Here is a 25,826-nt window from a genome sequence, read left to right as displayed (position 1 = left end):
ATTCCTCCTTATGAAATGTATTCTTTCTCGAATTTTTCTCCTTGCTTTTCAATAATTCCATCCACCACATATCGTGAAAATGGAAATGCACATGTAAATCCCGGGGAAACCGCATTTAATACATGAAATGAATGGTAATCCCCTTCTACAACAAAATCCTGTACAAGCTCTAATGTTTTCTTATTTAATAGCTGAGCTCGTATTCCCGGTCTTGCAAACTGTCCAAATCCTTTTTTATCCAGTTGCTTAACCATTTTCATAGAAAGATTGATAAAATATGATTTCATATACTTTTTCATTTCGTTAAACGCCAATGAGCGAAATTTAAAGGAGTTAGTCATAAACAACTTCATCTCATAAAATAATATGCTGAAAAATTCTCTGGCCTTAAAATTTTTCATCCCACTGTAGTTTTCCCTCCAAAAAGCAGGTATCGCTGTTGGACCTATTTTAATAGAACCGTTTACTGTCTTCGTAAAGTGAACACCTAAAAATGGGTTAGCCAGGTTTGGTACCGGATATATATTAGTGGTAACATCCGTTTTGTTTTTGGCATATTTCAGGTAAATACCTTTAAACGGTATAATTGTGTATTTTTCACCAAAGCCAAAGTCTTTAGCAATATTATCCGCGTACAATCCGGCGGCATTTATAAAATAACGGCATGTAAATACACCGTTATTAGTGAGAATTTTATTATTCGATTTCCCCTTATACTGGGTACTGCATATAATGTCTACCCCTTTATCGAGCACCTCCGATTTCAACGTTTCACAGACTTCAACTGGATCAACAGAAGAGGTTGTAGGAGAATAAAGCGCCCTTTTATGGGTTTTGGCATTTGGATCAAACAATTTCACCTCTGTTTCATTCATCCAGTGAAGTTCAACACCATTTTTTTCTGCTCGTTTCTTTAATTCGTATAACCCTTTTAGTTCTTCCTCATTTGAAGCCACAACAAGTTTTCCGCACCTATTTATTTTCAGACCATTTTTAACACAGTATTCCGTCATCTCCCGGTTTCCGTTCCTGGCGAATTTTGCCTTCAGGCTGTTGGCTGTGTAGTAGAAACCGGCATGCAGCACACCACTGTTTCTGCCACTGGAGTGTTTTGCTACATTGGATTCTTTTTCCAAAATACAGATTAACGCCTTCGGGAACCTGTTTATTAATTCCCTTGCAATAGATAAACCCACGATTCCACCACCGACAATCAGATAATCATACGGTTTCATGACCTGCTCCCACACGGTACACAAAATTTATTTCCGATTCCTTTAAAAACGGCTGATTTGCATCCTTTTCGGATAAAACGGGCGCTGACGCCGGCCAATCGATTCCGATTTCCGGGTCATCCCAGCGTATCCCACGGTCATTTTCTTTTGAATAGTACGCATCAACCTTATATTGCACATGCGTATTCTCCGCTAAAGTACAAAACCCGTGTGCAAAGCCTTTTGGAACCAGTAGCATACGATGGTTTTCTGCGCTTAATGTAACGCCTACCCATTGCCCGAATGTCGGTGAGCCTTTTCGGATATCCACCGCCACATCATAAATTGCCCCAGTAATCACCCGGACAAGTTTGGTCTGTGCTTTCGGATTCAGTTGATAATGAAGGCCGCGTATGACGTCCTTATCCGCTGACAAGGAGTGATTATCCTGGATAAAATTGTAGCTTAATCCTATTTCTTCAAACTTACGGAGATTATAACTTTCCATAAAAAAACCCCGATTGTCCTGGAAGACATCGGGTTCAATAATCTTTATATCCTCAATCTTTGTATCAACTATTTTCATTATTCCCACAGCCTTTCTAAAAAGTTATTAGGAGTTATAGCGTATAAAATCACTATAATACATATTAAATATTTACTAAACTCTCTCTAAATTATCCTGAATGAACTTCTAATTTTTGACCTTCAATTGCTGTATTTTTTAGATTGAAAATCAACTAATCGGTGAAGAACTGACTCATCCACTTTTTTATAAAAATAGTCAATATTGCCTTTTATATATTCTTTATTCAAATTACTAAAATCAAATTCTAATAGTTTGTTGATCGTCTCATCACCGAATCTATACCCGATAATTTTGGCTGGATTACCCGCAACAATGGCATATGGGGGAACATTTTTAGCTACAACTGCATGAGCCCCTATGATAGCACCCTGACCTATTTCCACCCCAGAGAGAATAACAGCATTAAGCCCAATCCAAACATCATCTCCAACATTTATTTTCCCTTTGGAATAACTTTCTGTAACACTCCAATCATTTAATACTCTATTCTTAAATGGATACGTTGAAAAATGGTTGAAGGAATGGTTTCCGCCAAGGATAAACGTAACATTACGAGCAATAGATACGTAGTTCCCTATGGATAAAGCCTCCTCTTCTACATTCCATCTCTCAACCTTCAATGGACCGTATGTCATTTTACCAATATCAATTCCATGAAGTGAAAAGATTCCAACAGGATACATTAAATTATGACTGTTTTTTTCCCGGAACATTTTATAGAACTTTCTATTTTTATATTTCTTTAAGAACCGATTTAACATTTTATCAAATATCATATGATCAACCTCATTAATTAACTTTTATATTTACAGAAGACATCCAAATACTAAGGGATTACACAGAAAATATAGATGATTTTTTCATATTTAGTTGTAATTGTTCTATATTTTCAACAGCCGGTAATACAAAGCTCGTATAGTTGTTATTAAACTCTTCTTTACTTAATTCGAGGAACCAGATTATTATTAAAGAGTATAGAAAGAATACTCTGCCTATGTCATCAAGATTGAGACTATCTTCCGGATTGGCTAAAAATAAATTATTAATCACATCAAAAGGTTGTTTTAACTTACCTAGAAACCATGCAATATCCAACCAGCTCGGACCAACACTCAATTGTCCCCAATCAATAATGTATAGTAAACCACTATTCTTGTCTATCAGCATATTTTCTTTATTTAGATCACGATGCCTTAAAGAATAATGATAATCAGGATTTATTTCCTTGAACATTTGATTATCGACAATGCATTTCTCTACTCTTTTCATTAAATTGATACATATCTGAGAATAGTTTTCCATTTGCATTCTTTTATATATTGCAACAAAAATATTTTTATGTACTTCCTCTTGATGACTTAATGACAGTAATTGGAAAGCATTGCCCATAAATTTATACTTATGTTTCCAGTTGATGTTAACCCTAGAATTACCATTAACGCTCTTTTGGTTTAATCCATCTCGGGTCAATTGATCTAATTTAATTGATGAAATTACTTCACTTGATTTTATTACCTTCTTGATTTCTTCCTCATTGAAACTAGGTCTGTCACCTATAATTTTCTCCGTAGTAATTAGACATAAGTTAGATTCTTTACACTCAAATAAATTAACAAGTTTAGGAGTTATCTCCCTTATAGACTTATAATTACGGTACACCTTAGTGTAAAAAAACAATTCATCTTCCCCTATTGTCCTTGTTAAAATTTTTGTTAAATAACTATATTCTCTTTCTCCTTTGATTTCAGTATGATCTATCAAGCCAAGGTTAGACCCACCACCCAAATATTTATATTCAGATGTAATTTCACTATTGCCATCAGGTACAATGTTCGCCTCTATCTCCCTTTTTAATTGATTAATATCTTTAAATTCTTCTTCTACAGCTTTTTGCAATTTAGCCGTAACATTTTTAATTTTTGGTGAGTCTTTTAATTTAGCCGCCTGCCTTCTATAATAATAAAGCTTAAATTTATGGTATAAACTTTTTAACTTAAATTTTGCAACATGATTAGATTCATTTTTATTTAACATGAAAATCCCTACTTTTACTCATATAGTTAAAGGTATCAGGTTAAAGATTACTGAATATGAAGGTTAAAACTTTCCATAAAAAACTCTATTGTCCTGAAAAGCAATAGATTCAATAATTTTCACATTTGATTAAGTTGTTACAAGAATTATTCCACAAGCTGCAATCCTTTGCTTGCCTCGTTTCTGTTCATTTCCGCCAACCGGATTAAATATTTACCATAGTCGCTTTTCTTTAATGGCTCTGCCAGCTGCAATAATTCAGTCTCAGAAATGTACCCTTTATTGAATGCAATCTCCTCCAGGCAAGCCACTTTCAAGCGGGTACGTTTTTCTATAATCTCAATAAATTGCGATGCTTCCAACAACGACTCATGCGTGCCAGTATCCAACCAGCTAAAGCCGCGGCCGATTAGTTCTACCTGCAACTTATCCCGTTTAACATATGCATTTAAAATATCAGTTATTTCCAATTCACCTCTGGCGGACGGTTTTACAGATTTCGCAATGTCAACTACTTGGTTATCGAAAAAATACAATCCCGTAATAGCAAAATTTGATTTAGGCCGCTTTGGTTTTTCTTCGATGGAAAGCACTTTACGATTCTCATCAAATTCAACCACTCCAAACCTTTCCGGATCATTAACGTTATAGCCAAAAATCGTTGCACCATTTAACTGTTTTCTTACCCTTTCAAGCTGCGAAATAAATTCATGACCATAAAATATGTTGTCACCTAAAATAAGGGAAACATCATCATTTCCAATAAAGTTTTCTCCAACGATAAATGCCTCCGCCAATCCATTTGGTTTTTCCTGAATGGCGTACGATAAATTTATGCCCAGATCCTCTCCATTCCCCAGCAACTGTTCAAACCTGGGAACATCTTTCGGGGTGGAGATAATTAAAACATCTTTTATCCCCGCCAACATTAGAACGGAAAGCGGATAGTAAATCATCGGTTTATCATAAACAGGTAATAACTGTTTGGATATCGATTTTGTTAATGGATATAAACGCGTTCCACTTCCGCCAGCTAGAATAATTCCTTTCATTGCAGATCACACCTCTCAAAGTAAATTTTGCTGTAAAAAGCATAAAAAAATAAAGACTTTGTATAAGTCTTTGATTAATGAACTATTCACTTTCTTTAACGGCTACAGCAGGAAACTGGTACGCACTTTTTGATTTGTTCTCAACTTTATATGTCATAATTCTCCCTACCACATATTTTCCAAAGCGGAATTGATTAAATAAATATGCTGTACCAATACATAGGAGCAAGGTAAATAAAAATAACAAAACTGTATAAGATGGTAAGTTTAAAAAGTCAGGTGGTTCTACAGCACTTAATAGCCGAAAATAAAAAAGGTTTAACAAAAATATACTAAATGAATAGTTACTGATAAACATCACTAATTTAGGTAACTTTGTGATACTTGAAGATACATACATAATTAAAAAAATTACCGAACTGGCATAGAGCAGCATATCCACTCTTTTTGAATCATAATCCAAGTGAAACATATTGTTCATCAGCAACATTAATACCAGTGATAAAAACGGTATTACCAGCAGCCATTTATTTCTAAAAAAGTATAGAACAGCCCGATAATTCCTTCCACAGTAAAAGCCTAATACAAAATAAAAAAGCCAACCGGTAAATGGCATCCAATAACCTTTTGTCCATATGAAATAACCTACTGCATTATCTGGTACCTCCGTAAAATTAAAGAAAGCCAAGTAAAGAAAGTTAATGAGTAATGCAATAGGAATAGTATATTTTGCTGAAAAGCGATTTAAATATTTTCGTAAAAGTAAGTGTAAAAAGTAAAATTGAAATATAATTAAAATAAAATAGACTGCTGAGTCTCCGAGAAAAACACTCATTGCTATTCTGGTTATTACTTCCTGAAACGTCCAGGTTTCAATTGAAATTAATGCATAAATAATACTCATAACCAAATAAGGAAACAGCAGTATTTGTGCTCTTCTCCTAATAAATGTATCAGGTACCTTCTCAGTATACTTATTTGCCAAGAGAAGCTCTGAAATGAAAATAAATACTGGAACTCCAAAAAGAACGGCCATATGCAACACATATGACCCAAAATGATATATGGAAGATCCCGTGAAATAATTATTTCCGCTAACAATAGCATGACCTAATGTAACAGCCAGACATGCTATACATCGGAGCCAAAATACTTCATTAATAAAACTTTGATTTTTCATTAGAGCCTCCCTTCGTTCGCTTTTCAGCAAAACTATAATTTTTCCTTTTATGTGTTTCTTAAATTTATTCCTCTAAACATACCTTTTAGTTTCATATATCTTCCCTTACCCAGGAATTTGTTTTCAAAATTAGCTTTTGCTTTATAACCGACAGACCTTACTTTACAAGAGAAAGGTATTTTGTAATTACTGGTTAACATTTCATCATAAATCTCATTTAATGTTGGGTTATTTCCCTTTTCAGCAAGAATAGTAGTAATGAATTTATTTTTGTTTTTATAATACGCTTCAAGATTAAATACATCGGAATAGTTTTCTATTTTACCGATAATCTCCAATGTTAATAGCGTTCTTAAACATTTAGGGCATTTTCCGCAATTGTGCTTGCTAAAAAAGCAAACATTCAAATATTTATAGGACGGTGTATAGTCTGCAACAAGTTTGGTTTTTTCTACCCTTGTTATAATGGGACAGGAAGAAAAAAACCTTATTGTTTCAGTGGATAACATATTCGTGTTAAAAATATCAAACCCTGCAGAGTCCTCTTTTTTAAGCTTAAACCGATAAAGAGGGACACTGGAGGAATAATAGTAAACGTTAAATAGCTTTTGCAGAATTAATACTGCAGACAAACTCCTTAATGTATTCGTTTTTCGAAAGTTCATACTTAATATCTCACTAATATTACTATCCACCGAAATAAACTCTTTTCCAAACTCTCTTGCATACTTCCTTGTTATTTCAGCTCTTTCTTTAAATAATTTTCTTGCTTTTTCACCGCCATTATCCCCATGTGAGCCAACATTAAAAAAAGTATAATGAGTAATTTTATAGCTTTCAGGGCAGCTATTGCTTAGGTGATCAATAATAGTTGCAAAAGAGTCTATACCACAAGAAAGACCAGTACCAACTGCTCCTTTGCTCTTTATAGGCTCAGTAATTAGTTCCTCACATGTTATTTTAATGTTACTAAATCCATGTATTTTGGCTAACAAAGGAGCTAAGTAGTTGTTAATTGAATAATATAGGTTCTGGGAGACGGGTGCCGAAACTTCTATATCATATCCGTTTTTTAACGCGTAAAATAATAAGCCAACAAAAAAACCATCTGCTGTTTCATCTGTTAGATATTCACTATACTTTTCTTCGACTTCGTACCATAGTGTATTGGTGTTTTGATTATATTCAAATAGGGCTTGAATTCTAACGCCGGTTTCAGTTTTGATGATTTCTGGTTTGTAAAGCTTCAACACTTTTATCATCTCCCAAATCTTTATAGAACCAAGTAATCTAATCCTATGAATTTTTCGAAGGTGAGTTGTTTTAGCACTCAGCTTTATTACCTGTATTTGACTATTTAACAAATGAATCTAATTTTAAAAATTGCCTTTCAGCGTCTTTTATTACTTTTATTTTTTCCAACTTGAAATTATTAGAAAGCACATCATTGATATTCAAATCCTTTATATCTCTTATATAACAGCAATTTTTATCCATTTTTAAGTCTTTCAGCACATTAAAAGTTTTTTCACTATATATAATAGGTATTACATTCTGCTTAAATAAAAAAGCCAATATTACTGAATGAAATCTAGTCCCTACTATTGTTTCACAGGTGCTATAGGAATCTAAAAAATCAGTAATATTGCCTTCGTAACTTATAACTTCTACATAGTCCTTTTCCCTGGGTGTTAAATTTCCCTTTATATAATTTATGGCCTTTAAATCACCCTCTTGTTTACAAAATGAGAATAATTTAATTTTATATCCCTGTTCAATATATTTTTTTATCAGCTCTATATGCATTTCAGTATAACTATGAAAATATTTACTTAACTTTTCCCGTTTTTCAATATCAATTACCGAAAAGCCAACACTTTTTTCAAGTTGTTTTCCTCTATGTTCTAAATTAAAGACTACATCAGGGGCCTTTCTTACATTTACCAACCCTTTAAATATATTATATGAATAAGTATCTCGAAAACATATGTCATCAAACTGAGAAAAGAACCTCCTATGTTCAGTAATGAATAGTTGATCATTGAATGGGCCAAAATTAGAACCTAATATAAATACTTTTTTGCCTAAATCTTTAAATCTGTTAGGTAAATAATCACAGCTTTTCAACAAGCTTTTCCAAGATTGCTTTTCCATAAATATAGATCCGCCTATTATTACCAAGGCATCGTACCTGAAATAATTAAAAAACCTGTTTAACTTGGAGAACAGATTTATTTTTCGCTCACCAATTATTTTTACACTAAGTGATTTAATAATCCTCACGTTTTTATAATCTCTGAAGATGTTTTTATATTTTTTGCTGGATGTTAACAAATCCCACTTAACATTGGGATATCTATCAAATAACACTTTGAGAAACAGGTCATCTCCTAAATTCATTGCAAAATACGCATCAACGAGTATTCGTTTCTTCATATTCGGATCCCCTTCTACTAAGTAAACTATTTAGAATAACTTCTTAGATGATTGACCTTTCCCGTTTATTCTCAACAGCTACCAGCTGTCCATTACTAATTTTAAAGACGATGTCACAGTTTTCTATTGTGCTTAATCTGTGGGCTATTATTAATAACGTTTTCTCTCCTTTTAATCCATCGACAGCTTTCATAATTTCCTTTTCTGTTTCATTGTCCAGTGCAGAAGTTGCTTCATCCATAAAAAGTATTTCGGGATTATGATACAATGCACGTGCAATTCCTATACGCTGGCGCTGTCCACCCGATAGCCTTACTCCTCGTTCTCCTACGGTTGTTTCTAATCCCTCTGGGAGTCCCTCAATAAATTCTTTTAATTGTGCTTGTTCTAAAGCACGCCATACTTCCTTGTCTTCAATCTGCTCTTTATCGATCCCGAAGGCAACATTCCCTCGAATTGTATCATCAGACAGGAATATTGATTGAGGTATATAGCCTATTTTTTGCTGCCATAAAGCTTTTTGGTCAAACAAGTTTTTTCCATCAACCAATACACTTCCATTTTCGGGATGGAATAATCCCAAAATTATATCCACAAGTGTAGTTTTTCCGGCTCCGGACTCACCAATAAATGCTACTGACTGTCCGATTGGTATCGTCAATGAAATATCCTTTATTGAGTATACTTCTTGATTGGGATAGCGAAAAGATACTTCATTCAGCTTTATCGAATCTTCAAATGTTCTTGCGCCCTGATTAATTATTTTTGGCTTTTTACTTATCTTGTTTTTAGTTTCATCGTTATTCATAAATAAATCCTCATAGACAACAGATAATGCAGGCTGACTATACCGAATTTTAGTAATAAGAGATACTATTCGAGTAATGGATGGCATCAATCGAAAAGCCGCCATCGCAAATAAAGCCATTGTTGAGATCATTTGAGCTATACCGGTACCCTGAAAAACAATTATTAGCATAGTTACAAGAACAAAGGATACCAATAATGTTTCAATAAATAGCCTGGGTACTATTTCCAACATTTTCATATAACGGCTATTATCTGCCTTTATTTGGCTTTGACCTGTATAGGAATCAATAAAGAATTTTTCCTTTCCGGATACCTTTACCTCTTTACTTGCTCCCAAACCTTGATTTACCCATTTAATCATTGTCCCGCTTACTTTCTGCTGTTCTTTTCCTAAAAGGCTGATTTTTTTACGAAGGATAGCAAAAAATAAAAAAACACTTCCACCTAATAAGATAGAAGCTACTATTGTTGCAATTGGAGCAGTTACTAACAGTAATATCAGAATGCATGTTACTACAAGAAATTCTGTAATCAATTGAAAACCTGACATCACGATTCCCTGGAATACTCTGGTGACTTCTCCATTCACATTCCGAAGTAAATCTGCAGTATTCCGCTGCAAATGAAATGTATATGGTTTTGTTAAATATTCATTAAATAGTTTCCTCGATAATTTTACCTGCTGATTTAGAATAACCCTAAATTGTGCATAGTTGAAGAGCAGCAAGTATAAATTTTTTATAATAAATACTGCAAGCAGTAAAATAACAGCAAATATAATAAATGATGTTGTTGATTGGAAATCAAACAAGTTATAAAGATAATTCAAAACAGCCTGCTCCTGAATCATTTCGGGACTTGTTACTATTCCCACAAAAGGAACAATCAGCCCTATTCCAATCGTTTCAAATAAAGCTGCAGCAATCATCATAAAAAACAGTATAACCAATTTTTTCTTCTCTCTTTTATTAAAAAATAACATTAACTCCTTAATTTTTACTCTCAATATCATCCCACCTTAAAAATAATAAAGTATAACTCTTAGTTTAATAGCCTTTTCTTATAAAAATGCCCTATCTTTCTTATCTTGTAATTAAAATGTCTAATAGTGAGCTTAAAATAATTTAAGGCACCAAATCCTCCAATTTTTGAAAAATCATTTATTAGTTTTCTGGTATTTTTACATAAAAACTTAGTGGGATAATCATAAAGTATATTTATATAATACCGTTTAAAGTGTAATACTCCCATTTCAAAATCTTTTTTATGTATCGAGTATAATCCTTCTTCCAACAAGAATTTCTTGATTTCAGTATAAGCCCATAGATTATCAAGAATTCTGTCATCTCTGCTGCTGGTTGTTGAATTTTTCCTCTTTAAATAATTATATGATATTTCATTTACCACAGATCTTCGTTCACACATTATAAGTAATTTTGGTATAAGTTCCAAATCTTCATAAAATCTGCCTTCAACAAAAAATAAATCATTTTTATAAAATAACTCTCTTCTAATAAGTTTGTTACATGGGTATGCTCTTTTTAAGATCTCTTGCAGATTCAACTCACCAGGAATATAAGAACCTAAGCAATCCCCTTCTTCATTCACTTCTCTAACTCCTATCACTGCCATATCCGATTCTTCTACCCTGCAAGAATCATGCAATAGCTTAAACATATCTTTTTCAATCCAATCATCACCATCCACGAAACCGATAAAATTACCTTTCGCGTGGTGAAGACCTAAATTTCTTGCACTGGCCTGACCATTATTTTTTGTATGCATTACTTTTATTCTATTATCTCTCTCGGCATACCCATTGCACACTTTACCTGTGCCATCTGTTGATCCGTCATTAACAATTATTAGTTCGAAACCCTGGAAAGTTTGAGTCAGTATGGAATTTATACATTTATCGATATATTGTTCTACATTGTACACCGGAAGTATAATTGATATTTTTGGAAACAAGACTATCACTCCATTTTATTTGTACGGTAAAACTCTTTTAAAGTTTCTTTCCAGAAATAAATATCCACCTAATATCTTTAAAACCAAATTCGCTTTCATTAGTAGTTCCTTACCACTAAAATCATTAATCGCATTTAAGAAATAACTTTCATGAATTAAACTATTTATTTTCTGAAGTTTAACTTTTGGACTCACTTTAGAAAAATAAACACTAACTATCTTTGATAGGTACTGAGATACTGTTTTGCTGTTCTCATACTTAACACAATGCTTAAATACGGCATCCCCTATATTAATATTACTGAGTGTGTGTATAATTTCTTTTCTTCCTTCTAAGTGTAAGTAAAAAGATTGCCGTTTGTTGCTCATTATACTTTTGTCATTAATCCTTCTGTATAAATATAGTGCTTCATTTATCGCACACACATGACTTGCGCAAGAGAACGCCCTTAAATTGAAACACTGGTCCTCAGCTATTCGTACATTTTCATTTATTAATAAGTTGTTTTCCATAATAAACTCTCTATTGTATAGCTTGTTGCATAGGCTTGCATAACCCAATATATTATTGTGAACTAGAGATATTTCCATTTCTTCTTGAATTTTTATCTTATCGTTGATGTTCAACTTTCCATTCAGAGGGTGAATAGCTTCATAGACTCCTTTATTACTCAACTCTTTGTATCCACATAAGCAAATATCCGCATTGTTATTCCTTATCGCACAATACATTTTTTTATACATATCTTTTTCAAGAGTATCATCACAATCAACGAAACCGATATATTCTCCACGTGAATTTTTTATCCCTGTATTTCTTGCGGAACCCGGCCCTCCATTACTTTTATGAATTACTTGAATCCTTTCATCCTGTTTTGAAAGTTTATTACAAATTGTTCGTGTATTATCAACTGAACCATCGTTTACTATTATTAATTCAAAGTTACTTAGGGTCTGAGATAAAATAGACTCAACACATTCTTCTATGAATTGTTCACCATTATATACTGGTACTATGATACTTACTGTTGGTTCCATGCGACTTTTTCCTCTCGTAAAACAAATTATTTATATTTGATTGATTTAAGTACTTAGCATTATTAAATTAATATCCTTCCGTTTAGCGGTCACATTCTCTTTTTTCAAGTTCTCTATAAGATTTTTCCTGACACTATCCTTTGTAAGTAATTTTTTCAGTAAGTTAATCATTTGAATCTCTCCATTTTCCACAATAAATCCTGTCTTATTATTCACTATCTGCTCTGTTGCCCCGGTAAAGTTTGTTGCAACTATCAATTTTTGAAAACATTTAGCTTCAGAAAGCGTTATACAATACCCTTCATGCCTGGAGGGCTGAACGTAAATATCACACTGTTTCATATATGAATATGGATTCACCTTTGATCCAAGCAGTATAAAGTCGTTCTCCACATCATACTCCTTTATCAATTTCTCATATTCCAATCTCGCTTTCCCTTCCCCAATACAATACCACTTTACATTGAGTCCGCTTTTTTTGAGTTCTGACAGAACGGGAATGACTAAATCCTGCCCTTTCTCTTTACTTAATCGGCCGACAGTTAATATTCTGATTCCATCAAAATCATCATCAAACCCTGGACCTTCATCCGCTAATTTTAGAATTTGTTTAGAAGGCACCACATTATTGAATGTTGCAGATTTATCTTTTAACTGAGGAAACATCGAATTAAATTTCTGCTGTCCTTCTTTGGAAACAACAAAGATTTTATCAAACTTTTGATAAAGCCTTTCTGTAAACTGTTTATCAAATCCTACTTTCGTTATATCAAAATGAATCCATTGAACTTTCTTTTTTGCTTTAATTTTTTCTGCAACAAAATAGCTTATGAGATCCATTGGACCAGCATAAGCTACAGCAGTATCATACTCATTTTTTAAACCTGAAACTTTTTTGAGAAGATATTTAAAGAAAATACTTTTTCTTTTTGTTACCTTTGAAAGCATGGTAATCAATGAAAAGACGATTCCTTTTATAAACTTACCTTTTTTAAAATGGTTTAATGCAACTTGCTTTGGCGGTTTGTTAATCGCATATTTTATTTCAGTGTATTCACTAACGTACTCAACATGAACATCATCCGGTATTGAATCTAAAAATCCACCGTACTCTTCCAGCATCAAGATGGTAATATCATACTTCTCTTTCGGCATTTCAGATATCATGTTAAGCAATGCTTTTTCCGTTCCGCCAACATTCATATTTATAACCATAAATATAATTTTTTTCTTCATATTAATACTCACTTCCATTAGCATTTCTATATAAGGGCAGCCACTTTTCTTTTCAATTTATTATTTAAATAAAAAAGATGAGCATCGAATTTTATTAATGCGGTTAAGTATTTGTACTTCATTGATAACCTGGGGTTTTTAGATATTTGCTTATAATACTTTCGGATGTACTTCTGTATAAACAGCAAATACTTTTTCCTTTTGGCAGGGTCACTTACCTGATTCAAAATAGCATATACATGATCCATGCTGTAATACACAAAACATGAAATGTACTCTTCAGAAAGCTGTGGATAATTTTTACTCATAAAAGTAATGATTTCATCCCAACCCAAAAATACATCCAGCTTTTTTTCATTATAAGAAGAAGTTATTATGCTGTTTTCCCGTAATAAATATATATACCCGGAATAATTTGTATAGACTACTTTGTTTGCTTTAGCAAAGATCTTGTATGTGGTCGGTAAGTCATCAAGTCTTCTGTCTTCTGGATATCTGATGTTATTGAAGCACCTTTTCCTGTACAATTTCCCCCACACTGCAAATCTATAATATTTAGCAGTAAATAATTGTTTCATTGCCTCGATATTATCCATTTCCTTAATAAATTCTTCTCTTTCAACACGAATGACCTCACCATTGACTTCCCTGTCATTGCTGCAGATGGATATATCGCTTTTCGTTTTTTTACAAAGCTCATATAATATCAGATACATATCTTCATATATCCAGTCATCCCCATCCACAAAGCTGACATATTCACCTTTTGCCATCTCCAATCCTGTGTTTCTTGCAGACGCAACTCCTCCATTTTTCTTATGAACTACCCTCACTCTATTATCTTTTTGAGCATATTGATTACAAATATCACCGCTATGGTCAGTTGACCCATCGTTCACAACAATAAGTTCAAAGTTTTTAAACGTTTGGGTCAGAATACTGTCCAGACACTTTTTGATGTAAGGGCTTGAGTTATATACTGGAACGATAATACTTATTTCTGGTTGCACCATTTTTTCCCTACTCCTCAATAAGTTTTCATCCTATTAATTGATAAAATTTATCTATCTCTTCAGCATTGCCTTTTTTCTCGGTCTTCAAATAGCTGACAATCTCTTCCCGTAATTCGTTATTAGTTAATAATCTTTTAATACCTTCACACACCGCATCGGCATTCATGTCAACTACGAGCCCGTTTTTTTCATGGATCATTTGATTATAGACTGCATCAAATCTGGTTGTAACAACGGGAATATTCAGCATTCGTGCCTCTGCTATAGCAAGACCAAACCCTTCAAATTTGGAAGTTTGCACGTAAATATCAGCGTTCTTTATAAACGGATAAGGATTTGCTTTAATTCCCAACAGTATAAAATGATTTTCTAAACCATTTTGTTCTATATACTCTTTCATCTCATGTTCCAATGGACCCTTGCCAAGAACATACCATTTAAAGTTAATTCCCAGATTCTTTAGTTTTTTGCAAGTCTCAAGAGCAATGTCATAACCTTTTTGGTTTGCCAGTCTGCCTATTGTCAGGATTCTAACCCCATCAAAAGAATCATCATAACTATTTCCCATTTCTGCCATGTCAGCAATGAAGCGAGCATTATTTATATCATAAATAACATTAACTTTGCTGGCGTACTCAGGAAATGCTTCGAGAAAAGTATCTTTAGTTGATTCGGATACAGTCACTATTCGATTAAATTGATTATAAGAAGCACCCTGAAACTGTTTTTCCCAATGATTTAACCGGTAGCTTACATTAATCCAGGCGAATTTACTTTTTGCTTTAACCTTCTCGGCTACATAATAGGTCGGAATACCTTGAGCATAAGCGATAGCAATATCATATTTTTTTGGGTTTTCCTCGATCACATTGGAAACGTTCTTCCAAAATAGTATTGCTTTTTGCGGGTTACTATATTTTTCTTTACGTATTCTCGTTGAATATTTGAGTCTTGATGAAAACATTTTATATTCGCGATTCACTATTGTGTATTTAAGTGATTTTTTTAAATTCATTTTGGCAAAGTCTGTATACTTCAAAGGTTTTAGAATGTTTACTTCTATTGGAACAAGTTCTTCCAATGCACCACCGTATGCAAACAACTGTAAGTCTACTGAGAATCTGGAGTAATCCAGCATTGATAATAACGTTACTAAACTCTTTTCAGCTCCAGCGGTTTTCAATGAGTCTATAACGAATAACAGTTTTTTCTTCATCTTCTCACTTCCATTATGTTTATAATTGCCTCTTCTCGTACACCCTTTACATCTTCACCTTCCGTTTCACAAGCGTTGATGAAACACCCCTCGTATACGGAAAATAAATAATATCAACACCCACCTGTTCAAACCTTTCCTCCAGTTCATTAAAAAGAGCACTTCCTTTCCAGTCATCACCGACAAACATGACGTCAAAAAGCAACTGCTCCCAGGCTGCGTATTTATCTCTGTTTATTTGCGGGATTACTTCATCCACATATTTAATCCCTTCGACAATTTCGATTCGTTCCTCATACGGGATGACCGTTTCTTTATTTTTATACTCTTCTACCAGTTCATCGGTGCTGACTCCCACAATGAGGTGTTCACACTGTTCTTTTGCCCGTTTTAATATGTTCAAATGTCCAACGTGAAACAGGTCAAAAACACCTGTTGTATAGCCGATTTTATACTGCTTCATTTAGTTCTTCACTCCTTTTTGGCTCTTTTCCATAGCAAACTTCGTCAATCCGGTTCATCAAATAATTGCTGGCTTTTCCTTGTTCATAGGATCCGATTTTCATTAAGAACTTTTCCAGATTGTGTTGATATTGTACGTCATTAAACGACCCGATCTTCTCCTGTAAATCAGTATTACTAACAGCACTAATAAATGGCAGATTCTTTACATCAAAATACAGCTTCCGTTCCTGATTTGTATATTCCTTCAGGTCCGGTACGTAAAGAAAACACGGCCGCTTGGTTATGGAAAAGTCAAACATGAGCGACGAGTAATCTGATATTAAAATATCTGCTGTCAATAGAAGTTCCTGAATATCGTCATAAGAAGTAACATCGATAACATTTTCTCCATAAATCAGCTTGTCGGACTCTGATATTAGATGTGGGTGCAGTTTCACCAAAATGGTCCACTCATTCCCAAATCTGCTTTTCAACTTCTCCACCAGTCCCGGCCAATCGAGCTTATACACATCCAGGTTATTGTCCTTCCTGAACGTAGGTGCATACAACAAGATTTTCCTTTCAGACGGAATATTTAATTTCTTCATGATCTTCTCCCGCTTGCCGGTATTACGTTGAAATAATAGATCATTTCTCGGTGTACCATGTTCAAAAATTTCACCGTCATACCAAAAGGAACGTTTAAAAATATCGGTACTGTATTTACAGCCTGATAACAGAAGATCACACTTCACTGAATCCTTTTTTGCCATTTGTATATAATCCGACGGCAATACATTTTCTGCATCTTTTTCAATATGCTTTAATCGTAGTGAACTGTGCCACGTTTGGATGTAGTACTGATTTTTGCGCTTTACAAATAAGTCTGTTGTTCGAAAGTTTGTAATGACAACTTTCGAGGTACATAGTTCGTAAAAATAACGTAACGACATCGTCTTCACCTTCCGGAAATTATCCAGGTGCTTTTTGGATTCGGGGTCATTAAACGCCCAGACGATATCAAACATGCCTTCCGGATTATTTTTACTAATAAATTCAGTAATATATTTCGGACTGCAACCGTACTGACTTCCGTAATAACTGAACACGAAAATTTTATTATTCTTCAACGGAAAGCAATTAAACAGATAAATCGCAAGTAAAGCAATCCATTTCTTTATGTTCATCTTCATTCAAACGACCCCTCCTTTATCAACCTGTGTCAGTCCATCAGGCTGCGACAAGATTCCCACCGTCTTTAGTCCTTTCCTGACTCCAAGAAAGCAAATATTAAAAAAGGGATGCAATGTGAAAAAAAATAATTGCATCCATAACTGTCTGTCATTCTTTACTGCTTGTTTCAACTCGTGCTGATTTGTTTTTATGTATGATTGTATTTCCTTCCGATGAGCACCATTTTGGTCTTTTGCCCGGTTACGCAACAGCAAATTGTAATGGATAAAGCTCATTTTCAATATTCCTTTATACGATTCATCTGTTAGCTCCCCGTAATATTCCTCAATAAACCGGTGCCTTTCCTTCAGCCCTTTAATGATATCCAGGTTTCTCGGGGTATAAGAAGCAACTATGCTGTCATCCCGCTGTAAATAGTAGTATAGTGGCTGCTGCAAAAGCAAAAAGCGCTTCACCCGGTGCATCACGTGGTGTGCCCAAAAGACATCTTCAAACAGCACCCCTTTTTTGAATGGGATATCGCTAATCAGTTCTGTTTTATAAAGCTTACCCCAGGCGAAATTTTTCACCCGTTCATTAACCAGCAATTCATACATTAAAGAATGATTATCTAAAAGTGCATTTTCCCGAAAATACCTTTTATCCAACAGTATTTTATCGTCATACGCATAATAAAAAGCTGATTGAACGACATCAGCTTGGTATTCCCTGCTATATTTAACCATCTGTTCAACCATTTTCGGTTCTATCCAGTCATCACTGTCAACGAACATCGTAAATTCGCCAATCACATGCTTCATTCCATGATTTCTGGCATCGGATAATCCACCGTTTTCCTTGTGGATAACCTTTATTCGCTCATCTGTTACCCGATACTTATCAACAATTGCACCACAATTATCCGGTGACCCGTCATCTACGAGAATTACTTCTAAATTGGTATAGGTTTGATTCAGTATACTGTCTACACATCGGTGAATATATTTTTCAACTTTATAAACAGGGACAACAACGCTAACTTTTCCCTTTTGCAACATATATTGTCCCTCCTAAATTAATTCGTATAGTTTTTCCAGTTCCCCACTATTATCAAAATCTTTTCTTCTGCAATTGATTGCAAGCTGATTCCGGAAAGCATGGTCCACATACAGTTTTTCGATTCCATCCGCTATTCCTTCAACGGACAAATCGCAAATTGTACCGTCAATTCCATCAATGACCTGGCTTTTTGCTGTTGGATAATTTGTTATCAGTACAGGTTTGCCGAGTATTTGCGCTTCACCTACCGTCACGGCTTTCCCTTCATAACGCGATGGTTGCACATATAAATCCGCCGCTTTAATATAAGCGTATGGATTTGTTTTTTTACCCAGTAAAATAAAGCTGTCCTGCAAATTGCTGTCTGCTATTAACTCTCTAAGCATTGCTTCATCACCGCCATATCCAACTACATACCAGGCAATGTTATCGTATCCACGTTCGTGCAATGCCTTCAATGCATTTATGGCATTATCAATTCCTTTTGCATGGGACATTCTGGCTACTGTTATCAATTTAAACCGCGGATCAGCAATCATTGGGTTTTCCAGTTCATTAACAGACAGGGCGTTAACAAAGTCAGGTGAAGAGATGTTCTCGATTACAACTACTTTCTCTGTCAGGCTCGGATATTTCGTAATGAATGCTTTCATACATTCATCCGACACAGCCGCGATGTAATCAAACTTACGCCACATGTCAAGATCCGCTTCAACATCTGTTTCCACTGTTGAAAAATCAGTATGTACCCAGGCAATTTTCGTGTTTGCCTCTACTTTCTCTGCCACCGTGTAATGCGGCCATAAATAACTGATAGCAACATCATATTTCTTTTTCATTTTTGGTAAAAAAGGCACTGCGTATTTCCACATATACTGCATTTGCCTGTAACCGGGCTCTGCTGACTGGCTTCTGCCCGCCTTATACTTTGCCAGCAGCCTTGTTATTCCAAGTAATAGCTTACCTGATTTAAATAAACGCTCTATCGGCATCCGGAATGTTTTATAAGCTAATGATTCTTCCAGTAAATTTGCCTCTTCCGGCAGCAGCTTCATGAAATCACCGGTATGGCTGTATAACATGAGATCAACTTTGCTGCTTTCATAATCAAAGTGATTTAACATACTGATAAGACTTCGTTCTACCCCACCAACTTCCATATCAAAGGAGGTAATCAGTATCTCTTTCATAAGCTCCTCCTGGTTTAGATTCATAGATATTCTTTAAGGCTGAAATTGCTTTGGACAGGGAATATCCGCTTCGTTCAAAACCATCAATAATTTCAGCGGTATCCAGTTTCTTCATATCTGCCAATTCGATAATTTTGTCTGCCCATACTGCAGGTCCATCGGCTAATGAAAGCTTTGTTACCATTCCGATTTCAAGGTCTGCCTCAGGTTGTATATTTTCAGAAACGATGGATGGAATTCCACTTGCCTGCGCTTCTAACAGAACCAGGCCCAACCCCTCATAGAGTGATGGGAAAACAAAAACATCCATACTGTGCAGCATTGTGGTAATGTCTTTTCTAACCCCAACAAATCGTATATTTTCAAGAAGATCCTTCTGTTTAGCTTCTTCCTCGATTTGTCGTTTTAAATCGCCATCCCCCACCAATAACAGTTTAATAGATGGGTCCTTCCCGATAACACGCTCCATAATCTCAAGCAAAAATTTATGATTTTTAGCTTCGATAAACCTGCCAATATGGCCAATTACCATGTTTTTGCCAAAGCCTTGCTCCATTTTAAATTTAATCACTTTTGCCTGCGGGTTTACGAGAAACTTTGAATAGTCAATGGCATTCGGAAAATAGATGCATGGTTTTTTTCCAAATAAATACCTTCCTGCTTCATTGCTGCATGCCAGTAAGTGCGTTGAAAAAAACGTAATCATCAGTCGCATTACGTTTATGTAGGCTTTTCGTATAAACCCGTTATCATCATCCAATGTTGTATGTGCATGTGAAATTCGCACTTTTACACCTGCAAGTCTGGCTGCCACTGCTGCAACCCCGCAATGAAATAATGTGTGCGCATGAACTGCATCATATGGACCGTATTTTTTAATAACCTGATAGATTTCTTTTATCGAATTTGTTTTTGAAAGCTTGATAACTCTGCCGCCAAGCCTTTTTATTTCATGATCATAATGAGCATCCTCTGAGCTGTATGAAACAAAATCAAAATGTACTCTTTTACGGTCGATATTCCGGAAAATATTCATCAGCATTGTTTCGGTCCCTGCTCTGTTCATTGCTCCAACGACATGTAGTACTCTCATTTTTCCAGCCTCATTTTTTCTCAAATCTTATTTCTTCCCTGAATTTTCATTCTGCCATTTGGCAAATTCGATAACGGTTTTATATTCCTGGAGTTGATCCTTATCGACTCCAGATTCCTTTAGTGCTTCAACAAAATCCAGCCATTCATTTTCCGGCATCAGTTCTTCAACAGGTTTTGTTTCCAGTAATATATGAAAGTCAACATCCAAAACCATTGCGATTTTCTCGATGATTTGAATAGATGGATTTTGATTTACGTTGCGCTCAATATTGCTTAAATACGATTTGGAAATATTTGCTCTCTGGGCACACTCAGAAAGACTGAGCCCTTTACTTTTACGGATTTGCTGAATTTTTTTCCCAATCATGGCTTATACCTCGTGTTTTCCTAAAATCATGTAATACCTATTACGGATGATGTTAGTGAACTGGTCTCTAATACACCTGATTACCCGCTGCTGGTCATCCCCTGTCAGGTTTGAACCGGAAGGCAGGCAAATTCCTGTTTGAAATAACCTTTCCGCTACATGCTCGTTATCACCGTGTGAATAGTATCTAGCTTCGTCAAAAAGTGGTTGCATATGAAGCGGTTTCCAGACAGGCCGTGCTTCGATATTCTCTCTATTAAGTGCCTCCAGCAGCTGCTCTACCGTTGCCCCCGTTTCTTCCTCATTCAGGGTAAATGCAGTCAGCCAGCGATTCATCTTAGTACCTTCCAATTCCTGCATGAAGGTAATTCCTGCCAGATCGGCTAATCCATAATAATAGATATCATAAATCATTCTTCTTGCTTTAACCCGGTCTTCCAGTACATTTAATTGTGTTCTGCCAACTCCCGCCAGTATATTACTCATCCGATAGTTGAATCCGACTTTACTGTGCTGGTAGTGTGGGGCCGGATCACGTGCCTGACTTGCCAGGAAGCGGGCCTGCTGAATTGCCTCGCTGTCATTTGATACGAGCATTCCACCACCGGAAGTGGTAATTATTTTATTTCCGTTGAAAGAATAAATACCGAATTTGCCAAAGGTGCCGCTTGCTCTCCCTTTATATGTGGTACCAAGCGATTCTGCAGCATCTTCAATTACAGGAACATCATACGCTTCACATATTTTCAGCAATTCATCCATCTTGGCACTTTGGCCATATAAGTTAACGATGATGACTGCTTTTGGAAGCTTTCCTTCATGAGCGGCATCACGCATTGCCCGCTTGAGTGCACGAGGTGACATGTTCCAGGATTCCGGCTCTGAATCAATGAAAACAGGATCCGCCCCCTGATAGATAATCGGATTCGCACTGGCTACAAAGGTAAGTGTCGAGCAAAAAACCGTATCACCTTTTGTGACACCTAATAAAGAAAGAGCGAGATGGATTGCTGCCGTCCCTGAACTTAAAGCTGCAGCATCTCTCAATCCTGCTTTTTCAGCCATTTCCTTTTCAAATGCGTCCACGTTTGGTCCCAATGGTGCAATCCAATTTGTTTCAAACGCCTCATTTACATACTGCTGTTCTTTCCCGCTCATATGTGGCGGAGATAAATGGATTCTCGAATTTGTCAAAAAACCACCACCCTTCCTTACGTTAATATTCGTTCAATTATTCGTGTCGGACTTCCAACAGCCTTACTGTACGCTGGAATATTTTCAATAACGGTAGAACCTGCCCCGACGACCGACCAGCTGCCAAGATGCTTTCCCGGGATAACTGTTGCGGAAGAGCCGACATGCACTCCCTGACCAGTAGTCACATTGCCTGATAATGTTGCATTTGGTGAAGCATGTGTACAATCACCGATAGAATTGTCATGCTCGATAATTGCTCCTGTATTGATAATGCAGTGCATGCCAATTTCTGCCCTGGCATTGATTACTGCATTTGGCATTACTACTGTGCCGTTACCTACCTTAGCTGATTTACTTACAACCGCTGCAGGATGGACTACAGCTAAATAACTTTCCGCTGGCAGGTTCAATTGCTGAACGATATCTTTTCTTATTTTATTCCCGCCGATAGCAACAACTATTTTCGTACCCTGCCGTAACAACTTACCTGTGAAAGCTATCGGAGCATAAATAACTCCTTTCTCCTGAAAGCCATCTTTGTACTTATCATCCAAAATTGCAGCAATCTTATAGTCGCCAATGGTATGAATTGTTTCCTGAATGACTTTGCTGTGCCCGCCATCCCCCAAAATAATAACGTTCATGCTACAGCACTTCTTTCGTGCCACTAAATTTTTCCGTCGTTGCGTTATTTCTGTGACTGATTCCTTCATGCTTTACTACTTTGAGAACAGTTAACAGCAGAATTTTGCAATCGAGCAGGATACTTTGATTGGTGACATACCATGTATCAAGCGCGAATTTTTCCTCCCATGTAATTGCATTTCTGCCATTCACCTGTGCCCAGCCTGTTATCCCCGGGTTTACCGTATGGCGCATTGACTGGTCTTTTGTATATAACGGTAAATACTCCATTAATAGCGGCCTTGGTCCGACTAAACTCATGTCGCCTTTTAAAACATTAATCAGCTGTGGAAACTCATCCAGACTAAATTGCCTGAGACGCTTACCTAATGCTGTCAACCGGACTTCATCAGCCAGTTCATTGCCATTTTGATCAAACGCATTTTTCATCGTTCTGAATTTATAGAGGTTAAATGGCTTGCCATCCAATCCGGGCCGTTGTTGTTTAAAAACTATCGGTTTCCCCATTTGAAGTCTTATGAGTGCAGCAGTAATAACAATTACTGGGGAAAATACTGTGAGTAAGGTCAAAGAAATCAGTATATCCATCATTCGTTTCAATCGACGTTCACTCCCCGTTAACTTTTTCAGGCATTAAAAAACCCGCTGCAACATGCACCGGGGTATCACTTTCTGTATTTTTTTCGACGGATGTACTGTAACCATCCGGATTATTTAACTGCCATCGCCACACATCTTCACACATGGTATCTATGTCTTTTATTGCCTGCCAGTCAAGCCCTTCTTTGGCTTTCTGGGGATCTGCATAGCATATGGCTATGTCACCCGGGCGACGTTCTGTGATCGTATAAGGAATTGTTTTACCGGAAGCCCTTTCGAATGCCGCAACTATCTCCAGCACACTGTACCCTTTGCCGGTGCCCAGGTTGTAAGCATCAATACCGATTTCAGCCTGCACATTTTCCAATGCTTTTACGTGCCCTCTGGCTAAGTCAACAACATGGATGTAATCTCTGACTCCTGTTCCATCTTTGGTTGGGTAATCATTTCCGTATACTTGCAATTGCTGGCGTTTGCCAACGGCCACCTGTGAAATAAAGGGCATTAAATTATTTGGAATACCATTTGGATCTTCACCAATACGCCCGCTTTGATGCGCTCCAACTGGATTAAAATAACGCAAAAGCGCTATGTTCCACGTCTGATCTGAACGATGCAAATCGATTAATATTTCTTCTATCATTTGTTTGGTGCGGCCATATGGATTCGTTGCATTCAGCCTGGTAGTTTCCGTTATTGGCACTTTACCCGTTGCTCCGTATACTGTTGCCGATGAACTGAACACAAGTTTCTTTACCCCGAATGCCCGCATCACTTCACATAAATTAACAGTTCCTGTGATATTATTTTCATAATATTTGAGTGGAACTGAAACAGATTCACCAACAGCCTTGAGTCCAGCGAAGTGAACCACGGCATCTATTTTATTTTCATTAAAGATGGTAGTCAGGCTTTCTTTATCCAATAAATCAGCCTTGTATGTTTTAACCTGTTTGCCGGTAATTTCAGTCACCCGACGGATGGCCTCCGAGTTACTATTCGAGAAATTATCCAGCACAATGACCTCATAATCTTTATTCAGCAGCTCGACGCATGTATGACTTCCAATATATCCTGCGCCGCCTGTTACAAGAATACTCACTATCATGTCCCCCTTTCATCTATAAATCTATATAATCACTCCGGTACATGATGTTCAGATTAATAACATTTTCAAAATAGAAATAAGCAAGATAGCAGGCGATAATTGCAATATAGATAATCTTTTGATCCCTTTCCCGGAACACCTTCACAATCCAGGAAATAAGGATAAGCTGATACAGTTCAAAGTAAATGGACACCCTGGCAAAAATCCAATTCTGGGTTGCTATAATCATAAAAATCAAGCCCATCAAAGACATATTTACGATATAGTCACTATTCGGCATGATTTCCTTCAGGCGCTCTCTCCCCAAATAGGCAATAAATAACGGAGCACCCATCACTGCAACCCTGAGGAAGTTAGCGCCACCTTCCTCAAAACTTTGATAGTGACCGTATTGCGTATCCTCCAATGCTGAAAAAAGCAAGGATGAAAATTGTTCAAAACCGAAGACAATTAATACAGAGAGTATGATCAGTGCAAGGGTAGCCTTGGACCATGCTTTAAATTTGACCAAAAAGAACATAGGCAGCAGAATAAGTGCACTTTGATGAAAAAAAGATGCCATTATAATGATTAGCGCATATTTAAGAAACTTGCCTTCCACCAAATATTTGATAGCTGTAAACGCAATCGCTGCTGCAAGCACCTGCCTGATACCATTCATCGATACTAAAAACAAGCCTCCAGTGATATAAACATACACGCTGAGTTCGATCATCCTGGAATAGTTGTAAAAAACAAACAGAATAAGCACATTAGTAATCAGTGCCGCTGTAAAAATCATAATTTGCGGATCTTCTGAAATATGGCTTTTTAACACCCGTTGCAAAATACCGAACCCGATATCTTTTTGTGACACGATAAACTCCCAGGTGAATTCATTCTGTTCGTAAATGTTTTTATAAACATATGTATCTCCAATGTTTGATCGGAGACCTGAAATGACTACGATACTGGCCATGGAACCGAAAAAAAGAAACTTATTCGGTTTTACTGATACAGGTATTCCACCCGCTAATGCCGGAGCGGCAAAATATCTTGCAAAAAGTGCAGTACTGAAAACAAGGGCGAGATTAATCCAAAGTATCGTCATTTGATAAATCCCTTTCATAAGAAATACTCGGCTCACGCCTCGTCTTTCTAGAAGTCAGATGCCGGAAAT

General features: G+C 36.0%; 24 protein-coding genes and 1 pseudogene. All 25 read right to left on the bottom strand.

Annotation, left to right across the window (positions count from 1 at the left end):
• Positions 1-8: 8 nt before the first annotated feature.
• On the bottom strand, positions 9-1,235 hold the full coding sequence (gene lhgO, locus G6R02_RS01075; RefSeq protein ID WP_164667416.1) for an L-2-hydroxyglutarate oxidase: 1,227 nt from the start codon (positions 1,233-1,235) through the stop codon (positions 9-11).
• Positions 1,222-1,800, bottom strand: a complete 579-nt coding sequence (gene rfbC / locus G6R02_RS01070) for a dTDP-4-dehydrorhamnose 3,5-epimerase (RefSeq protein WP_164667414.1) — start codon at positions 1,798-1,800, stop codon at positions 1,222-1,224. Before rfbC ends, lhgO begins: the two co-directional genes overlap by 14 nt.
• Before the next feature lie 122 nt (positions 1,801-1,922).
• Positions 1,923-2,579 (bottom strand): CatB-related O-acetyltransferase, encoded by a 657-nt coding sequence (locus G6R02_RS01065; protein WP_164667412.1) that lies wholly within the window; start codon positions 2,577-2,579, stop codon positions 1,923-1,925.
• A 58-nt stretch (positions 2,580-2,637) separates the two neighbouring features.
• Complete coding sequence (locus G6R02_RS01060) at positions 2,638-3,837, bottom strand: phosphotransferase (RefSeq protein WP_164667410.1); 1,200 nt, start codon at positions 3,835-3,837, stop codon at positions 2,638-2,640.
• Between the two features lie 146 nt (positions 3,838-3,983).
• The gene (gene rfbA / locus G6R02_RS01055) at positions 3,984-4,889 is read right to left on the bottom strand and encodes a glucose-1-phosphate thymidylyltransferase RfbA (protein WP_164667408.1); all 906 of its coding nucleotides are present in this window, start codon (positions 4,887-4,889) and stop codon (positions 3,984-3,986) included.
• An 82-nt stretch (positions 4,890-4,971) separates the two neighbouring features.
• Positions 4,972-6,069: an acyltransferase family protein gene (locus G6R02_RS01050; RefSeq protein WP_164667406.1), complete on the bottom strand. Its 1,098-nt coding sequence runs from the start codon at positions 6,067-6,069 to the stop codon at positions 4,972-4,974.
• 47 nt (positions 6,070-6,116) lie between these two features.
• Positions 6,117-7,322 (bottom strand): hypothetical protein, encoded by a 1,206-nt coding sequence (locus G6R02_RS01045; RefSeq protein WP_164667405.1) that lies wholly within the window; start codon positions 7,320-7,322, stop codon positions 6,117-6,119.
• A 100-nt stretch (positions 7,323-7,422) separates the two neighbouring features.
• On the bottom strand, positions 7,423-8,505 hold the full coding sequence (locus tag G6R02_RS01040) for a polysaccharide pyruvyl transferase family protein (RefSeq protein ID WP_164667404.1): 1,083 nt from the start codon (positions 8,503-8,505) through the stop codon (positions 7,423-7,425).
• A gap of 43 nt (positions 8,506-8,548) precedes the next feature.
• Entirely contained in the window at positions 8,549-10,321 is a 1,773-nt protein-coding gene (locus G6R02_RS01035; protein WP_164667403.1) for an ABC transporter ATP-binding protein, read from the bottom strand.
• Between the two features lie 35 nt (positions 10,322-10,356).
• A complete protein-coding gene (locus G6R02_RS01030) occupies positions 10,357-11,286 on the bottom strand; it encodes a glycosyltransferase family 2 protein (RefSeq protein ID WP_164667402.1) in 930 nt (309 codons plus the stop codon).
• Positions 11,287-11,301: 15 nt separating this feature from the next.
• On the bottom strand, positions 11,302-12,324 hold the full coding sequence (locus tag G6R02_RS01025; RefSeq protein ID WP_164667400.1) for a glycosyltransferase family 2 protein: 1,023 nt from the start codon (positions 12,322-12,324) through the stop codon (positions 11,302-11,304).
• Positions 12,325-12,369: 45 nt separating this feature from the next.
• The gene (locus G6R02_RS01020) at positions 12,370-13,560 is read right to left on the bottom strand and encodes a glycosyltransferase (RefSeq protein ID WP_164667398.1); all 1,191 of its coding nucleotides are present in this window, start codon (positions 13,558-13,560) and stop codon (positions 12,370-12,372) included.
• Positions 13,561-13,586: 26 nt separating this feature from the next.
• On the bottom strand, positions 13,587-14,573 hold the full coding sequence (locus G6R02_RS01015; RefSeq protein WP_164667396.1) for a glycosyltransferase family 2 protein: 987 nt from the start codon (positions 14,571-14,573) through the stop codon (positions 13,587-13,589).
• 25 nt (positions 14,574-14,598) lie between these two features.
• On the bottom strand, positions 14,599-15,789 hold the full coding sequence (locus tag G6R02_RS01010) for a glycosyltransferase (protein WP_164667394.1): 1,191 nt from the start codon (positions 15,787-15,789) through the stop codon (positions 14,599-14,601).
• Between the two features lie 46 nt (positions 15,790-15,835).
• Positions 15,836-16,252, bottom strand: a complete 417-nt coding sequence (locus tag G6R02_RS01005; RefSeq protein WP_164667392.1) for an FAD synthase family protein — start codon at positions 16,250-16,252, stop codon at positions 15,836-15,838.
• A complete protein-coding gene (locus G6R02_RS01000; protein WP_246202482.1) occupies positions 16,239-17,426 on the bottom strand; it encodes a CDP-glycerol glycerophosphotransferase family protein in 1,188 nt (395 codons plus the stop codon). Before G6R02_RS01000 ends, G6R02_RS01005 begins: the two co-directional genes overlap by 14 nt.
• Entirely contained in the window at positions 17,427-18,464 is a 1,038-nt protein-coding gene (locus tag G6R02_RS00995) for a glycosyltransferase family 2 protein (protein WP_164667390.1), read from the bottom strand.
• A 12-nt stretch (positions 18,465-18,476) separates the two neighbouring features.
• A complete protein-coding gene (locus G6R02_RS00990; protein ID WP_164667388.1) occupies positions 18,477-19,655 on the bottom strand; it encodes a glycosyltransferase in 1,179 nt (392 codons plus the stop codon).
• The gene (locus G6R02_RS00985) at positions 19,627-20,748 is read right to left on the bottom strand and encodes a glycosyltransferase family 1 protein (RefSeq protein ID WP_164667387.1); all 1,122 of its coding nucleotides are present in this window, start codon (positions 20,746-20,748) and stop codon (positions 19,627-19,629) included. Before G6R02_RS00985 ends, G6R02_RS00990 begins: the two co-directional genes overlap by 29 nt.
• A 27-nt stretch (positions 20,749-20,775) precedes the next feature.
• The gene (locus G6R02_RS00980) at positions 20,776-21,117 is read right to left on the bottom strand and encodes a helix-turn-helix domain-containing protein (protein WP_164667386.1); all 342 of its coding nucleotides are present in this window, start codon (positions 21,115-21,117) and stop codon (positions 20,776-20,778) included.
• 3 nt (positions 21,118-21,120) lie between these two features.
• A complete protein-coding gene (locus G6R02_RS00975) occupies positions 21,121-22,275 on the bottom strand; it encodes a DegT/DnrJ/EryC1/StrS family aminotransferase (RefSeq protein WP_164670278.1) in 1,155 nt (384 codons plus the stop codon).
• Between the two features lie 53 nt (positions 22,276-22,328).
• Positions 22,329-22,958, bottom strand: coding sequence for an acetyltransferase (locus G6R02_RS00970; protein WP_164667385.1), 630 nt, complete (start codon positions 22,956-22,958; stop codon positions 22,329-22,331).
• A gap of 1 nt (position 22,959) precedes the next feature.
• Positions 22,960-23,559: a sugar transferase gene (locus G6R02_RS00965; protein ID WP_281347073.1), complete on the bottom strand. Its 600-nt coding sequence runs from the start codon at positions 23,557-23,559 to the stop codon at positions 22,960-22,962.
• An 88-nt stretch (positions 23,560-23,647) separates the two neighbouring features.
• Positions 23,648-24,661: pseudogene (galE, locus tag G6R02_RS00960) on the bottom strand (UDP-glucose 4-epimerase GalE); the annotation flags it as partial.
• A 19-nt stretch (positions 24,662-24,680) separates the two neighbouring features.
• Positions 24,681-25,757, bottom strand: coding sequence for an EpsG family protein (locus G6R02_RS00955; RefSeq protein WP_164667383.1), 1,077 nt, complete (start codon positions 25,755-25,757; stop codon positions 24,681-24,683).
• Between the last annotated feature and the right edge of the window lie 69 nt (positions 25,758-25,826).

Origin of the sequence: Virgibacillus doumboii, assembly GCF_902806455.1 — a bacterium.
GTDB classification, from domain to species: Bacteria; Bacillota; Bacilli; order Bacillales; family Amphibacillaceae; genus Lentibacillus; species Lentibacillus doumboii.
This window is presented reverse-complemented; position numbering and strand designations above follow the sequence as displayed.